This window comes from Labrys sp. ALF-8, assembly GCF_059699065.1.
Genome location: NZ_AP048538.1, coordinates 1,373,964 through 1,388,203, shown reverse-complemented (window position 1 = coordinate 1,388,203; position 14,240 = coordinate 1,373,964). Strand labels below are relative to the sequence as shown.

Below are 14,240 nucleotides of genomic sequence, written 5' to 3'. Positions count from 1 at the left end.
CTTCAAAGGGTACAGGTTTTTGCAGGCGGCAAAGCATCCGACACCAAAATAATCTTGTTAGCATAGGCGACGAATTGCTTAAGTGGCATCGCGCTCAGATCAAGGCATGTTTCCAGAACCAACGCGCTGCAGAATTGAGAGAGAATAGACGTTCCGTTCGACGATGAAATCGCTCTCTACAGCAATGTCTGACACATCATCGCTGATGGCGACCCAGGCTCTGTGCAATCCGTACATGGTCGTTTCGAGGTAGTACGAAGGCCGACTGAAGTGGTAGCCGTTCTCGGTTGGGCCTGGTGCTGCGTCGCGCTATACTTGGAGTTCGAGATATGGAGTCGAGCCATGTCGTCCGAAGACTATCTCCGGCCTGACCCGAAGCGAAGCCTCCACACGGCTTCCTGGGCCTCTGCAAAGCCAGCAGCGCCGGAGATGCGGGAGCCGCCGCCGGACGTCCGCAAAACGGTCACCGTGCTCTTTAGCGACATCGTCGATTCCTCCCGGCTCGGCCTCTCCCTCGATCCCGAGGCGCTTCGGAACCTGCTCACCCGCTACTTCGACGAGTTGAGCGCCGTCGTTGAACGGCATGGCGGGAGCGTGGAGAAGTATATTGGCGACGCGATCATGGCGGTGTTCGGCGTCCCGAGGCTCCACGAGGACGACGCCCTTCGGGCAGTCCGGACGGCGATCGAGATGCGCGAGACGCTCGCCAACCTCAACCGTGAGTTCGAAGCGGGTTGGGGCGTACGCCTGGCCAACCGGATCGGCGTCAACACCGGTGAGGTGTTCGTTGGCGACCACACGCAGGGGCAACGGTTCGTCACAGGCGAAGTCGTCAACGATGCCAAGCATCTCGAGGAAGCGGCGGCGGCGAACGAAATCCTAATCGGGGAGTCCACCTACAGGCTCGTGCGCGACGCTGTCGTCGTGGAACCGAGCGGTCCACGCGTGCTCAAGCACGGCGAGACTATTCACGCTCTCGCGGTGGTTGACGTCTTGGCGCACGTCTCCGGCTCTGCCCGTCAATTCGATACGCCCTTCGTGGGGCGCGAGCGCCAGTTGGCCGCGCTCGAAACCGTTTTCGGCAGCGCAGTTGCCGAAAGGGCCTGCCAACTGCTGACGGTGATGGGCACTGCCGGCGTCGGCAAGTCGCGCCTCGTGCAGGAGTTCATCGGCAAGGTCGGTACCAATGCGACGGTGCTCCGCGGCCGTTGCCTCTCCTATGGGGAAGGCATCACCTACTGGCCGTTGGCCGAGATAGTCCGGGAAATCACACGCGCGGAGGGCTTGGAGCCCGAGCAGTCGGCGGTGGCGATCGCCGCGCACCTCGTCGGCGAAGAAAAGGCACGGTTGATTGCCGAGCGCGTTACCGAGGCACTCGGGCTCGGTGGCGCCGGAAGAGGGACGAGCGAAGAGACCTTCTGGGCCGTTCGGAAATTGTTCGAAGCGGTAGCGCGGGCAGGGCCGCTTATTGTCGTGGTCGACGACATCCACTGGGCCGAACCGACGTTCCTCGACCTGATCGAGCACATCGCCGACTTTTCGCGCGATTTCCCTATCCTCATAGTCTGCATAGCGCGCCTGGAACTGCTCGACTCGCGCTCGGGCTGGGGCAGCGGGAAACCCAACGCGACGTCGATCGTCCTTGAGCCTCTCAGCGAAGCGGAATGTCGCCAGCTGATCTCGAACCTGCTCGCCAGCCTCCCGCACGCGGCGGAGGCTCGCATCGCCAGCGTTGCCGAGGGTAACCCGCTCTTTGCGGAGGAACTCGTTGCGATGCTTGTCGATGACAGGTTGCTGAAGCGCGAGGGCGACCATTGGGGCACCTCGTCGGACCTGTCCGAAATGCCCGTCCCCCCGACGATCCACGCGCTTCTCGCCGCTCGCCTCGAGGGGCTTCCCGCCGGCGAGCGCGCGATCCTGGCGGCCGCTGCGGTCGAAGGCGTCGTGTTTCATCGAGGCGCCGTCGCCGATGCGGTCTCCACTGTCGAACCGGGACTCGACGAAGGCTTGCTGGCACTGATCCGGCGCGATCTGATCCGGCCCGATGCGGCAAACTTCGCCGACGAGCAGGCATACAGCTTCCGTCATGTGCTGATCCGCGACGCGGCCTACCGCTCATTGCCAAAGAACGCACGCGCCACTCTGCACGAGCGCGTCGCGGCCTGGCTCGACCTCACGGCCAGGGACCGGCGCCGCGAATTCGAGGAGATCGTCGGCTACCATCTCGAACAGGCTTTCCTGAATCGTGTTGCGCTCCGTTCCAGTGACGCGCGCGCGGCCTCCCTCGCCGCCCGGGCCTCCGAGCGGCTCGAAGCGGCGGGACGGCGTGCTCTTGTCCGCAGCGACCTGCCGGCCGCGATCGGCTTGCTCGAGCGGGTGTTCAAACTGCTTCCCGCCGCCGATCCCCGGCGACCGGCGCTGCTCGTCGAACTGGGGGGAGCGCTGATCGAGAGCGGGCGGCTGGCCGAAGCCGGGCACGTGCTTGACGATGCGGAGCGCCTGGCTGCCGCCGCCGAAGATGAGCGCGTGGCATCGCATGTCCTCGTGCGGCAGCAGTTCCTACGGCTCCTTCACTGCGAGGAGGGTGGGCTGGAGGAGGCAGCGCAGGCGGCGGCCGCAGTGATCCCGGTCTTCGCGCGCCTGGAGGACGATCTCGGCCTCTGCCGCGCACGGCGGCTCGAAGCTTGGCTATTTTTCAACGGGGCGCGCGGCGAAGCCGCCGCCGCGGCTTGGGAGCGCGCGGCGGCCCATGCACGACGGGCAGGGGACTGGCATGAGTATTACGAGATTCTCACGTGGATCGCGTCCTCGCTTTGGTTCGGACCGATCCCGGCCGGCGAATGCATTCGCCGTTGCGAGGCCATGCGGTCGGAGGTACGCGAAAGCCCGGAGTCCCAGGCAGCGATCCTTCGCCAGCTTGCATGCCTCAACGCCATCGTCGGCCGCTTCGAACTTGCCCGTGAACTGATCGCTACCAGCAACGCCACCTACGCCGATCTTGGCCTCACGCTCTACGTGGCGTCCTCCGAGCACGAGGCGGTCGTCGAGATGCTCGCTGGGAATCCCGCCGCCGCTGAAAGGAGCGCGCGCGCGGCGTACCGCGCGCTCGACGAGATGGGCGAGCGCGCATTTCGTTCCACGATGGCAGCGTCCCTTGCCGCGGTGATCCTCGAACAGGGGCGCGACGAGGAGGCCGAGGAGTTTGCAAGGCTCAGTGCCGAGCTGGCTGCGAGCGGAGACTTGTTGACGCAGGTTCGTTGGCGCTGTGTGCGCGCACGCGTGCTCGCGCGGCGGGCGCAGATCCAGGAGGCGGAGGCACTCGCGCGCGAGGCATTGGCGATCGCCCAAACCACGGACTTTATCAATGACCGTGCACATGCTCTGGTCGACCTCTCGCACGTGCTCCAGGCCGCCGACCGATGCGACGAGGCCGTAGCCGCCGCGTCAGGAGCATTGCATCTCTACGAACTAAAGGGAAATATGGTTTCCGCGGAAGCGACCCGGCTGCGCTTGGACGACCTCACCAAGACCTGACGCGGCAGTGAAGCGGCAAGGGAAGATCCGTGAATTCTTCCGCAAGCCGCTCGCGTCGAGCTTGATGCTAGCCAACCCAAGCATTGGCCTCGTGGCGGGTTCCCCTGGAGAGAAAGTCGAAGGATAGTCCCGAATCCTCGGCGACGATCGCTTCGGAGAGGGGCGAACCGGTAACCCCTATTGCTGCGCCATGAACCGACGCATGTTGTCCAGCCTCGCCGGCAAGAAGACATCCTTCAGCAAGTCCGAAATGAGGAACCGCGAGGCGTTGCCATCCGGACCGCCCTCGAAGTCGCGCTCGCTTTCTTGCGTGAAACCAAGAGACTGGGTCCAGTTCAGACCTCCGCCCAGATCATTACCTGGATTTGCCGCCGCGCCATTGAGGTCGCGATTGCTGAAACGGTGGCATCCGGCACAAGTCTGCGTCTGTAGACGAGCGACTACTTGGCTTGGCGTGAGCTTCGAGCCTTGATCGAGGAGAGCCTGCTGCAATCGCCCAAATAGCACACCGCGCTCGGCATCGAACTGCATCAGTACGCTGCCCAGCTTACCTCCCGCGCTGATGTTTGCGTCGGAGCTTTCGTCACTCTCAAAGCTATTGAATCTATCCGGGTTGTTGTAGCTGAAGGTATCGATATTTCCTTCGCCACCGAGGCCGCCGCGCAGCGGGCCGAGTTGTCCAATGACCTGATCGATAAAATCGTTGGTGCGCGTCGTCGTGACCGAGGCATCGAAAAGAGACGTGCCTGGGTTGGCCTTCACGGTCTGAGGAACAATTTGAATTGAGCTCGACCCAGTGGGGGTCGGAACGCGCCCGATTTTGAATTCACGCAGCGTCCAGATAAACTCGCGGCTGGCAGTCGGATCGCCCTCTCCGCCGTGATTGACAAACTGATTTGTCCGGATCTGACCCTGACCGTTGCCCCGATAATTATCGACGCTGATAAAGGGAGCTACATTGCTCGAAGGTATCCCCTTTATGTAGAGGTCATGAAGTGCCTTCCCCCGGTCTGTGGTATTCATTGCCGGATTGGAAAGCTTGGACCACGCATCAATAATCGGCTTGCAGCCTCTCAGGTTCTCCATCGAATTCGGATTCGATTGAACCTGTTGCGGGTTGGAAGCAAGATTTACCGGAGGCGCCGGGTTTTTGACCCTGGCTTCGAATATGATCAGGTTTCTATTGGCGGCGGCGCGGCGATCATTCGGATCCGCTCCCGACACGCGCGCGAAAACGATGCGATATTCGCCGCAATCCCGCCCGGCGGGATCCGCAAGGTCGAAGCGGTTGCTATAGGCAATGGGTATGTATCCCTCGGGCTTCGTCGCATCGAAGGGATCCTCGGTTGCCAGGATCCTCTCCGGGCGGGGGCAGCGGTAAGGGAAGCCGTTGAGAGTCGATAACCGAGTCTTCGGTTCCGGTTCACTTTCGTCGTTGCAGTGATGCACCGCATCGGTCACCGGGGTTTTGCCCAATGGTACATGAAGGTCTGCGCTGTCCCACCAGCTATCGAACAGCTGCTTTGCCGTCAGGTTCGGATCCCCGCTTTGGTTGACGAGCTGTTGCATGACTTCTTTGAAGGTAATCTGGCTCATGGTCTTCCGGTCTGTCACGAATATTGACAGTCTCGGGTCCAAATTGGCGCCGGAGGAGACCGCTCCCTTCTGAAGCAGATATCGCTGTTCCTCGGTCTCCAAGAGAAGGCCCCCACGCTCGGGATGTACGGCAGTGGAGTTGGAGGATTGACCCCATGACGGTGACGCGGTGGCAATCGTCATTCCAATACCCCCCAGCACGAGAGTAATGGCGCGCCATAGGTTTCTGGAATCGCCTCCCGTCGAGGCCGCCTCTTCATTGCAAGAGAAAGTCATGGCGATTTAACCCCCTTTTATTGGCGCAGAGGTGCTCAGGCGCGGCTGGCAGGCGTTAAGGAAGCTTCTGCTTCCCCGATCCATGCAGAGAAGCGGCTTCACCGGTCCCTGGGAGAGGCCTCACGACTTGTCAGAGGTTTGGCTAAGCGTATGCATTTCCATGCATGGGCAAATTGCGACGGTCGAAACGCTAGTGTTGAATACAGTAAATCGCGCCAATGTGCTGCGAACTGCAGATTCCAAGCACTAAGAATTGCCTCGAATTGATACGCCGTTCAGGTCGAGGATAGTCTCTAAGTTTGTTGCGATGGTCAATCGCTCAGGTTTCCTTTTCCGGCGATGAGTACGAACAGAATCACGTTCGATTCACGCTCAAAGAAAGGTAGAAAGTCGCCGCTGCACGGACTTCTGCGGAATTCTTCGTCGCGTCAGGCCATCGGATCAATGTATTCGACCTCGCAGGTCCGAAGTCCCGGGGTGCTCGCGGTGGCGCAACGCGTGACCATTCCAGGCCGATGCCTTCATGGACGAAACGGCCGTGTCCTGAACTGCCTTCGCATTGTCCCGGACGTTGCCTGACCTGCACATCGAGCAAGTGATGCCGCGGTCGGACACCCGGTGCTCGAGTTTGCGCGCTTGTCTATCGGTTCCCCAGGCCTGCCGAAGTGCGAGGTTATCGGATTCGCCCCAGCGCCGAATCGCGATGTGAGGATGATGTTGCAGAAAAGTATCTGGTTCGGCGCCGCTGCCGCCAGGGGATGAAGGCGTATAGGTAGGAAGGTGCTTGTGGGCGATACAGCGATCCGTGTGCGGCAGGAGAACAGCGCATTCTGGGGCACCACCCTTTGGTGACCCGAGGCTAAAACCGCGTCACTTGCTGACGAGCGACAAGTTTCGCTTCAAGCCTAAGCAATTGTAAGAAAGGTCCGTTTCGATGGTGGGCGCACTAGTTCTGGTTTTCCAGAACAGCGCCAATACCTTACTGAAGAATGTGGGGTTTCGAGCCCCTATTGATTCAAAAGGTGAAATTCCTGCCTGCCCCACAATGAATCTGGCCCTCCCTCGCACCCAAGAGGTGCTGGGATGAGCGAGATCGGCCCTATCTTCTCTCGCGACCCAGAGATCATGGGTGGCGCACTTTGCATCCATGGGACGCGAATACCCGTATCGGCTATCGAGTCCTTCATTGATGCTGGCTACAGCATCGAAGGCATCCGGAATGAATATCCGACATTAAGCGAACGTCAGATCAGGTACGTTTTTCTCTACGCTGGCGTATTGCCTCCGGACGAGGCACCCCGCCCATGAGCCAGATGCGCACTTTCGATCTGAACTACACCGGCCTGCTTAACGCGTACAGCTCATTGAGGTTTGCCCGTACGCGCGCTGAACGAGCCTGCGTTCTCATTGAAGCATGCCTTCTTAACCGCAAGACTATCCGTCTCGTTATCACCGGCAACGTGGACGCGCTGGACGATCTGTTCTGGACGCTGAGGGATGAGTTCGGGGAGAGGATTAGGGAGGTGAAGGGATGAGTGATCCTGAGCGTTGCACGATTTGCGGTGGCGCATTGACTTGGACACACGATCATAAACCGGATCTTTCCGGTCTAGATGACGGACCCTTCCTCCCGGGCCACGCTCCACGAAAGAAGCCCGCGCCAAAACCAGCAGAGGAAATATCTAGCTCTAAAAAACAGGGCTGGGAAACGCGTCGGCAGAAATACGGCAACCACGGCCATCGCGGGAGTTATGCAAGATGAATGATCTGGTTCGCAATCTCCGCGAGGAAGCCGAACGCCTTAGCGGCCTATCGCTGGATCGTGGAATTCAGGAAGCCGGCATATCGGCCAACATGGCAGACCGTGCCGCCGACGTGATCGAGGAATACCAGGCCAGGGAAATCCTCGCCGATCATGCCCACAAAACGATGACGGCAGAGATTGAGAAGTTACAACGCAACCTTCGTCATTGGCGAGAGGAATGCGGAAAGTTGCATGCCCGTCAAAAAGCAACTCAAGAGACCATCGAAAATCTGATTGCAGGTCACCAAATGGAAATACGGAAGCTCTATGAGGCGCTAGAGCGAGCACTCTCGCATTTTTTTATCATGGGCACAGAACAGGCTTCTCGCGCAGCGGCTGAGATTGAAGCTGTATTCGAGGAACATAGATGAGCATCATAGACCCCGTGAACGCGGCGAAGCCTATTCTGGCAGAAGCGCTAGAAGCTTGGGCACCGATGATCGCATCCGGATATGAGTGCCCGGCTGCGGCTCAGCCAATGTACGAAGCTTCGAAGGCCATCGTCGCCCTCACCACCGAACGCGACCACTGGAAAGAGGTGGCAGAAATGAATGCCACGTCAGGCGCATTCACATTCAAACACCTCGGCATTGCTCATGAAGCGCTGGCTCGTGCCGAAGCCGAACGCGACGCGCTTCGGAAGGAGGTGGAGGAACTCAAACACGATTTGGCGCGATATGTAGATATTGCGACAGAGCATGTGAACGAAGTGGAGGAGTGGCCGGCGCTTATCAAGATCATGATCGATCAAGCGCGCACGAATAGCGGAAGTGTCCCTATGGATGAGCGGCAACGTGATGCGTACCTAAGCGCGCTTTGCCATATCGAAATAGGGATAGACAACGCCGTCGAGTACAGACGCCGCGCCCGCGCCGCCCTGGTGGATGCGGAGAAGGGAGGGGAGTGATGGATAAGGAACTTCTGGAAGCCCTGCGCGCTATGATCAATGACGACACGATGGAGATATTTCGTGTCCATGTGGACGATATCGAGAAACGCACGGCCGAAATGACAGAGAGGGGCTACCGCTTAGCGTCAGCAAGCACGACAGGCTTGCCAAAAGACATATTCCGGCTGACCTATCTGAAGGCGGAATATTTCACTGACTACCAAACGGCGGCAGCCAGCTTCGAGTAACGCATGCAAACATCCGACCGCCGCTTTCCTCGCCCCTGGTCCATCATCGAAGAGGGCGAGAGCTTCAGGGTGGTGGACGCTACAGGCTTTCCGATCTGCTACATCTACTATGATGACGAGCACTCACGGGCCATGAGCAACAGGCGTCCGAACAGGAAGCAGGCGGCGGCGCTGGCTATAAGGATCGCGAAGATTGGGGATCTAGAGCCCCCCGAATAGCTTCTTCAGGAAGGCGATGACGCCGGAGAAGTTTGTCAGAAGCGCCCACACACCGGCCCCTAGCGCCGAAAATGCAATGCCCGCGAAGGCAACAACGCCCATCAGGTTCTTGCGGAAGTCCTCAAGCTCCTCGATCTGATCATCGTGCTTGTCCACCACGGCGGGGATCGGATCGAGCTTCTGTTCGACTTTGTCGATCTTACGCAGGATCTGGTGGTTTTCCGCGATCGATTGCTCCAGCTTTCCTATGATCGTGCGGATATCTTCGTTCAGGTTTTCAACGCGGGCATCCAGTTCGCCAACGGCGCGGTGAAGTTCGGCCTCGCCGTAGCTACGTGCCATGTCGTCTTTCCCCAGAAGGTGAAGGATAGTGAGGCGCCACTCAGGGCGCCACCACCGTGTTGACGGTTTGCGGGGCAACTTTCGCCACCTTCGCTGCGAGGTCTGGGGAGTTGACGGAGACGCCGGTCACCTCGGGCATTTTGGCCACATCTGCGATCTGCTTGGCCTTCCGGTTCGCATAGAACGAATAGCCGATCGTGTAGAGCACGCCGAAGAAGCCTACGACAGTCGGAAGAGCCGACTGGATCGTACTCACCTGATCGGCGGTGACATAGCCATACGTGACGGCTGAGGCTCCCGCGATACCGATCAGCTTCACCAGGAGCGGGACAATCTGGGTCTTGTCGAAGAGGGAGTTGGCCATGATCAAGCTCCAGTCCGGAAGCGCGCGGAAGCCGCGTCGAAGTCTGCGTCGACCTGAGCGTTCAGGGCGTCGATTGCAGCCACCTGCTCTGGCGTCAGGACGTCATTGCCCTGCAGGGTACCGATGATCCCGGTCACCACGGGGATGAGGTCCTGCGCCTCCTTGAGGACGACAGGAAGCCACTGCTGGAGAAGGGCTACGATCCGATCGACGGTCTTGTTATCGGAGATCCCGTCTACGAGCTGGAGGATGATGTTCAGCACAAGGCCAATGGTTGCGATGTCCATCTGGCTTACCCCTTGATATCGGCGTTGAGAGCGGTGGTTGCGGCGATGACAGCGTCATAGGCGGCACGCACTCCGACGCCTTCCGTGGTGCCCTTGGAGGCGACCCAGAGAGAATTGCGGGCAGCCGTACCAGCATCAACGTCAGCAACAATAGTGCGGCCAAGGCTCTGAGTGATGCACCCATCCTTGATGGCCTTCTGCGTTGCCGTGCAGTCCGGCAGCTTGAGGATATTGGTGGCCGTCGCCTTCACTCCGTCGAACGCCTGAACGGCAATGGCGACTTCCTTCTGGGAGACGGTGAAGCCAGCGATCTTGCTGACCGTCGAACAGGAGGCGATGGGCACGGCAAGCGCGAGCATCGCCGCCATGTACACATAGCGGAGTTTCATGAGGTGTTTCCTTGGGGGATTGCCGAGCGACCGGCCGGCGCGGTTTAGTTCCAAAGCTGCTGGCGAGGATCGTGCGGCGCTACGCTGGAGCCGCTGCCGCATATAGCCGGCGTTGAGATCCAGCCAGCGCCGTGCCAGTGAGGTTCTAGGCTAAGCGGCACGCCGCACATCTGCCCGTGTGGGCAGGCGTAACCCATCGGGCCAGTCCATTTCATTCCACACCGTGGACAAGTATACGGTGTTAGCGTCCATGGAGCCGTAATTGGCGGAATGCGGCTGGGATCGTAGGGATCTGTAATCGGGCTGAACTTGAAGCGCTTGATGCGTACCTTGACGCGGAATGTCTCGGTCATGTTCATGCCCTCAGTGCTACGAGAAACTTGGCGTGATACGCTGCAACCAGCGTCGCGCGATCGGTGCCGTTAATTATTCTGCGGGCGTTCACGGGATCGTTGGTCTTGTCGTTGAAGTAGTTCGAGAGCTTGCGGCTCGTGAACCAGCCTTCCAGCATGCCGACGACAGCGACAGGAGCGGCGATGTCGGCATCCATGGCCTTGTCGGGATTGCCCAGCAGGTCGATGCCGAGCTCCTTGGTGGCGCGCTCATAATTGTAGTTCCACGTCAACTGGACATAGCCGCGACCGTAGTAGGTTTTGCCGGTTTTCGGATCGGGCCTGCCATAGGCTTTGCCCTTGCCTTTGCCGTACTCGGCAATCGGCTGCATGGTCTCGGCTGTCTCATGCCAGGCGGTCGCGAAGATGTACGCCAGCTTGCGGACGTCGCCGTCGCCCTTCTGGTCCCACGCCTTCGACAGGATATTGAAGCCATCGACCTGTGATTGCTGCAGCGAGCCCTTGCAGAGCGACGCGCGAATGGCAGTGAAGAATGGTGAGCCGATCACTTTCCACCTCCAACATACGGTGCGAGATTGGGAGAGCCTGGCTGTGACAGCGGATCGCCGGGTGTGACGCAGGCGCTCAGGGCGAGCGCCAGCAGCCCGCAAAGCAGGGTTCGGATGAGCATGGGGGTGTCCGAGGGGTTAGGAGAGCGTCAGTGCCGCGCCTTGAATCCAGATTGCGTCGGCTTGAGCGTCAGTCATGCCCTTCGCCGTCAGGAAGGCTTGGACGAAGGGATGATGGCGGTGGAACTCCTGCGTCCCGCCGAGGAGCATCGTCGCCGGAAACTGCTGATCGGTCGGAAGCGTGGCGATGAAGTCGACAAACGGCGAGGGCATCGTGCCAGCCAGCGCGGCCTGCGCCGCCTGCTGCGTGATGATGCTGTTTAGCGCTGCGACGGCGAAGAACTGCCAGCGGGAGAGGACTTCGGGCACGACCGGCACGTCAGCCTCGGTATCGTAGACGGTCTTGATCGTGCTGCCGTCCAGCTCGTAGCGCGGATCTCCGATGATGTGGAAGCCAGCCGGCGGCGTGAAGGGCTGCGGAACAGCGAGGCCTATTGCCGCCAGATCCGCGGCGCTCCACAGCTCCTCGATATTGGGAGGATAGAGGACGCCGTTTTCGTCGGGCAGCCGTTCGCTGCCGCTCCAGGGCTGGAGCGTGTCAAATCGAATGAGCATGGGAACACCTATCTGAAGGCAGCACCCACGGCGACGCCGTAGGTGAAGTTGGTCGCGTCATCGACGGTTGCGGTCACGGTGAGCGTCCCGCCTGATGCCGTGACCTGATGATTGCCCGTGTAATGAACCGTCGTGGTCGTCACGTTGGCATCGTAATCCTTGGTGCCGCTGCTCCACGTCCAGCCATGGTTGCTTGTCCGGTAATCGTGGACCGCGCCTACCACTACGTCGCCCGCGTTGAGCGTGCCGTAGCCAAGCGAAAGAACCGTGCCGCTCGAATTGTTGTCAGTGGGAGCGCTGATCGGCGTGGTGCTGGTGTAGTCCTTGACCACCCAGGCACCGAACATGGCACGAGCGGCGGCGCCACTCGCGGTGACCGAGATATTCGCCGTAGTGCCCTGGGAGCCTGCCGGGACGACGACGCTATAGAGCGACATCCGGTGATAGTTGGCGGAGATGCCGATACCGCTCGTGCCCAGCGCCGTTCCGGAAATGCTGTTCCAGGAGCACGCGGTGATCGTTGCGCCATTGGCGGCGGTGAACATCGACACGCCAAGCAGGAGGAGCACCGTGCGACCATAGCTCGGCAGGGTGAGGCTGAATGTCCATGTCGTCGCTGAGGGCGAGGAGCCGCCCGATGCGATGAAGTCGACCGATGGGGGCGACACACCCGACATTGCCCCCGGATTAGCGATAAGACCCGGCAGCATCAGGCGATCCCCTTCACAAGCGAAGCGTGGATCTTGGAGGCCGCTGCGTCCTCGACGACGTAATAGAGTTTGTCCCAGGAGCTTGCCGCCGTCGAAAGGACAGGAGCAACGCCGCCCGCGAACTTCCATGCCGAACTGTAGGCAAGCGTCCGGCTGCCGGTACCGTCCTGAAAGATCGAGATGGAACCCGTCTGCCCGGTCTTCATATTGGTTGGGGTGCCAAGCGTACGGTTGCCACCAAGCGTCACGTAGAAGTTGAAGCCGGCCGAGAAATCCACAGCGATAGTTGCCGCGTCCGTGAGCTGGGGAGCCGCTGCCGCGGCCCAAGGGGTCGCTGCATCAAGCTGAGCATTCGCCGTCGCCGCGCGATACTGAGCGACGGTGGCTGGTGCCGTCGCGTTGAAATTCGTGCCATCGCTGACGAGGAGGTAGCCAGCCGATCCAGCAGACGACGATCCTATGCCGCCATTTGCCGGAGCAAGCGTTCCAGTGACATGCGTCGTCAGCCCAACCTTGCCCCATGATGGAGCCGCGCCAACGCCACCGGAACGGAGCACGTTGCCACCTGCGACGTCAGCGAGCTTGGCAAGTGAACTGGTGGTGTCGGCATAAAGAATATCGCCTACGGTATAGGACGAGATACCCGTGCTGCCCTGCGCAACTGGGATGACACCGGACCATGTGACGGTAAACGTGCCGCTCGCGGTGATCGGTGAGCCGGATACGCTCAACCCAGTAGGTACGGACATGGCAACGCTGGTGACAGTGCCGGTGCCAGAAACTGTCAGCCAGCTCGGGCTTCCTCCTGTGCCGCCCGTGGCGAGAACCTGACCTGATGTTCCCGCCGGCAATCGAACGAGGTTTGTGCCGTTGAACCAGAGAAAATCACCCTGAGCCCAGGCAATGGCGGCGATCTCCGCCAGCCTCGCACTGAAGGCCTGCACATTCGTGCCGGGGACAAGCGATAGAATAGTTTGGGCGGCACCTGCCGACGCTGCCGCAAACAGACTCGCTCCCGTTGCCCCCGCACCCAAAGCCGTAAGGGCTGTGCTCGTGTTCGCCGCGGTGAAGACACTTTTGCCAACCGTCGAACCGCCGAGGTTGGTCAAGGCGGTACCAGCATTGTTGAGGTCGGAGAGATTGTTCGCGATGGCCAGCTTGAGCGCTATCGCGGCAGCCTGCGCTGTGCTCACCGGCTTGTTGGCGTCCGATGTGTTGTCTGCATTGCCAAGACCGACGTCTGCCTTCGCCACCACCACGTCGCCGGTTCGGCCGGCAACACTCGTCACGGTATTGACCTGGGCACCGGCCGCGATGCCGTCCAGCTTGGCCTTGTCGAGGTGAGACATCAGGCCATCAGTCGTCGTGGTGACGAGCGATGTGATGCTCGACGCCATCTCACGAAGCCGCTGCCCCCACATGGTGATGCGATCAAAAGCGCCATTGACCGTTGCTGCCGGAACCGGACCTCCGTCGCTGAGCGCTACGCCCTGGGTGATCGGCACATCACGGTAGATGATCAGCGTTGCCCCTGTGACTGGCGCAACTGTCATCGTCACCGTGCCACCGGAGGAATATGGCGGGCTCGATACCGTGTAGTCCGTCCCCAGCACCTTGGTGGTGATCGATCCATCTGCCGCCTGGATCTGGACAACCAAATCCGTGTTCACCGTAAAAGGCGGCGGGAAGCTGAACGCGGTCGTGCTGCTGTTGCCGGCGTAGGTGCGCCGGTTGTCGTAGCTGTTGATTGTCATGGGCTTTCCCAAAGAAAAACCCCGCCGGGGAGGGCGGGGTCACGGATGTGTCACGCTAACGGTCGTTCGAAAGAGGTACCTGCAATTATGCAGGGTATGGGGCTAGGGAAATGATTAGGTTTGTTGTTGCGGCAATGATTGCTGCGTTCTTCTCGATAGGTATCGCACCGGCTTTTGCCGGCAACTGCGACCATTCCTGGGATCGCGCTGCAGACGGCTCAAGTTGCGGAGGGCGGGCTGCCGATCAACGTG

The 14,240-nt window shown here is 60.4% G+C and carries 17 protein-coding genes; 7 read left to right on the top strand and 10 right to left on the bottom strand.

Annotated elements, in window-relative coordinates; translation table 11 throughout:
* Positions 1-342: 342 nt before the first annotated feature.
* Entirely contained in the window at positions 343-3,534 is a 3,192-nt protein-coding gene (locus AC6H34_RS26490) for an ATP-binding protein (RefSeq protein WP_497540791.1), read from the top strand.
* Between the two features lie 177 nt (positions 3,535-3,711).
* Here AC6H34_RS26490 and AC6H34_RS26485 read toward each other — a convergent pair whose 3' ends face one another.
* A complete protein-coding gene (locus AC6H34_RS26485; RefSeq protein ID WP_497540790.1) occupies positions 3,712-5,130 on the bottom strand; it encodes a hypothetical protein in 1,419 nt (472 codons plus the stop codon).
* 1,359 nt (positions 5,131-6,489) lie between these two features.
* Between AC6H34_RS26485 and AC6H34_RS26480 the strand changes: the two genes are divergently transcribed.
* The 6 genes from AC6H34_RS26480 to AC6H34_RS26455 all read left to right on the top strand — a co-directional run bounded on the left by AC6H34_RS26480 (position 6,490) and on the right by AC6H34_RS26455 (position 8,566).
* Entirely contained in the window at positions 6,490-6,714 is a 225-nt protein-coding gene (locus tag AC6H34_RS26480) for a DUF433 domain-containing protein (RefSeq protein WP_497540789.1), read from the top strand.
* Complete coding sequence (locus AC6H34_RS26475; protein WP_497540788.1) at positions 6,711-6,941, top strand: hypothetical protein; 231 nt, start codon at positions 6,711-6,713, stop codon at positions 6,939-6,941. Before AC6H34_RS26480 ends, AC6H34_RS26475 begins: the two co-directional genes overlap by 4 nt.
* Before the next feature lie 223 nt (positions 6,942-7,164).
* Positions 7,165-7,581: a hypothetical protein gene (locus AC6H34_RS26470; protein WP_497540787.1), complete on the top strand. Its 417-nt coding sequence runs from the start codon at positions 7,165-7,167 to the stop codon at positions 7,579-7,581.
* Positions 7,578-8,117, top strand: coding sequence for a hypothetical protein (locus tag AC6H34_RS26465; protein WP_497540786.1), 540 nt, complete (start codon positions 7,578-7,580; stop codon positions 8,115-8,117). Before AC6H34_RS26470 ends, AC6H34_RS26465 begins: the two co-directional genes overlap by 4 nt.
* Positions 8,117-8,347, top strand: coding sequence for a hypothetical protein (locus tag AC6H34_RS26460; protein ID WP_497540785.1), 231 nt, complete (start codon positions 8,117-8,119; stop codon positions 8,345-8,347). The genes AC6H34_RS26465 and AC6H34_RS26460 overlap by 1 nt, the downstream gene beginning before the upstream one ends.
* Before the next feature lie 3 nt (positions 8,348-8,350).
* Complete coding sequence (locus AC6H34_RS26455; protein ID WP_497540784.1) at positions 8,351-8,566, top strand: hypothetical protein; 216 nt, start codon at positions 8,351-8,353, stop codon at positions 8,564-8,566.
* On the opposite strand, the gene AC6H34_RS26450 is transcribed toward AC6H34_RS26455, so the two are convergent.
* The 9 genes from AC6H34_RS26450 to AC6H34_RS26410 all read right to left on the bottom strand — a co-directional run bounded on the left by AC6H34_RS26450 (position 8,549) and on the right by AC6H34_RS26410 (position 13,988).
* Positions 8,549-8,908, bottom strand: a complete 360-nt coding sequence (locus AC6H34_RS26450; protein WP_497540783.1) for a hypothetical protein — start codon at positions 8,906-8,908, stop codon at positions 8,549-8,551. The two genes, AC6H34_RS26455 and AC6H34_RS26450, sit on opposite strands and share 18 nt — an antisense overlap.
* Before the next feature lie 40 nt (positions 8,909-8,948).
* Positions 8,949-9,272, bottom strand: a complete 324-nt coding sequence (locus tag AC6H34_RS26445; RefSeq protein ID WP_497540782.1) for a Pam3-gp28 family putative phage holin — start codon at positions 9,270-9,272, stop codon at positions 8,949-8,951.
* 2 nt (positions 9,273-9,274) lie between these two features.
* Positions 9,275-9,559 (bottom strand): hypothetical protein, encoded by a 285-nt coding sequence (locus AC6H34_RS26440; RefSeq protein WP_497540781.1) that lies wholly within the window; start codon positions 9,557-9,559, stop codon positions 9,275-9,277.
* A 5-nt stretch (positions 9,560-9,564) separates the two neighbouring features.
* Positions 9,565-9,948: a hypothetical protein gene (locus AC6H34_RS26435; protein ID WP_497540780.1), complete on the bottom strand. Its 384-nt coding sequence runs from the start codon at positions 9,946-9,948 to the stop codon at positions 9,565-9,567.
* A 355-nt stretch (positions 9,949-10,303) separates the two neighbouring features.
* Positions 10,304-10,849 (bottom strand): glycoside hydrolase family 19 protein, encoded by a 546-nt coding sequence (locus AC6H34_RS26430; RefSeq protein WP_497540779.1) that lies wholly within the window; start codon positions 10,847-10,849, stop codon positions 10,304-10,306.
* A complete protein-coding gene (locus AC6H34_RS26425; RefSeq protein WP_497540778.1) occupies positions 10,846-10,971 on the bottom strand; it encodes a hypothetical protein in 126 nt (41 codons plus the stop codon). Before AC6H34_RS26425 ends, AC6H34_RS26430 begins: the two co-directional genes overlap by 4 nt.
* A 16-nt stretch (positions 10,972-10,987) precedes the next feature.
* Complete coding sequence (locus AC6H34_RS26420; protein ID WP_497540777.1) at positions 10,988-11,524, bottom strand: hypothetical protein; 537 nt, start codon at positions 11,522-11,524, stop codon at positions 10,988-10,990.
* Between the two features lie 8 nt (positions 11,525-11,532).
* Positions 11,533-12,234, bottom strand: a complete 702-nt coding sequence (locus AC6H34_RS26415) for a hypothetical protein (RefSeq protein ID WP_497540776.1) — start codon at positions 12,232-12,234, stop codon at positions 11,533-11,535.
* The gene (locus tag AC6H34_RS26410) at positions 12,234-13,988 is read right to left on the bottom strand and encodes a hypothetical protein (RefSeq protein WP_497540775.1); all 1,755 of its coding nucleotides are present in this window, start codon (positions 13,986-13,988) and stop codon (positions 12,234-12,236) included. Before AC6H34_RS26410 ends, AC6H34_RS26415 begins: the two co-directional genes overlap by 1 nt.
* Positions 13,989-14,240: the final 252 nt, after the last annotated feature.

Coding starts and splice junctions, on each gene's coding strand:
- AC6H34_RS26455 (WP_497540784.1), top strand. CDS start 8,351: ATGCAAACATCCGACCGCCGCTTTCCTCGCCCCTGGTCCATCATCGAA.
- AC6H34_RS26465 (WP_497540786.1), top strand. CDS start 7,578: ATGAGCATCATAGACCCCGTGAACGCGGCGAAGCCTATTCTGGCAGAA.
- AC6H34_RS26480 (WP_497540789.1), top strand. CDS start 6,490: ATGAGCGAGATCGGCCCTATCTTCTCTCGCGACCCAGAGATCATGGGT.
- AC6H34_RS26435 (WP_497540780.1), bottom strand. CDS start 9,948: ATGAAACTCCGCTATGTGTACATGGCGGCGATGCTCGCGCTTGCCGTG.
- AC6H34_RS26475 (WP_497540788.1), top strand. CDS start 6,711: ATGAGCCAGATGCGCACTTTCGATCTGAACTACACCGGCCTGCTTAAC.
- AC6H34_RS26415 (WP_497540776.1), bottom strand. CDS start 12,234: ATGCTGCCGGGTCTTATCGCTAATCCGGGGGCAATGTCGGGTGTGTCG.
- AC6H34_RS26450 (WP_497540783.1), bottom strand. CDS start 8,908: ATGGCACGTAGCTACGGCGAGGCCGAACTTCACCGCGCCGTTGGCGAA.
- AC6H34_RS26470 (WP_497540787.1), top strand. CDS start 7,165: ATGAATGATCTGGTTCGCAATCTCCGCGAGGAAGCCGAACGCCTTAGC.
- AC6H34_RS26445 (WP_497540782.1), bottom strand. CDS start 9,272: ATGGCCAACTCCCTCTTCGACAAGACCCAGATTGTCCCGCTCCTGGTG.
- AC6H34_RS26460 (WP_497540785.1), top strand. CDS start 8,117: ATGGATAAGGAACTTCTGGAAGCCCTGCGCGCTATGATCAATGACGAC.
- AC6H34_RS26420 (WP_497540777.1), bottom strand. CDS start 11,524: ATGCTCATTCGATTTGACACGCTCCAGCCCTGGAGCGGCAGCGAACGG.
- AC6H34_RS26490 (WP_497540791.1), top strand. CDS start 343: ATGTCGTCCGAAGACTATCTCCGGCCTGACCCGAAGCGAAGCCTCCAC.
- AC6H34_RS26410 (WP_497540775.1), bottom strand. CDS start 13,988: ATGACAATCAACAGCTACGACAACCGGCGCACCTACGCCGGCAACAGC.
- AC6H34_RS26440 (WP_497540781.1), bottom strand. CDS start 9,559: ATGGACATCGCAACCATTGGCCTTGTGCTGAACATCATCCTCCAGCTC.
- AC6H34_RS26425 (WP_497540778.1), bottom strand. CDS start 10,971: ATGCTCATCCGAACCCTGCTTTGCGGGCTGCTGGCGCTCGCCCTGAGC.
- AC6H34_RS26485 (WP_497540790.1), bottom strand. CDS start 5,130: ATGAGCCAGATTACCTTCAAAGAAGTCATGCAACAGCTCGTCAACCAA.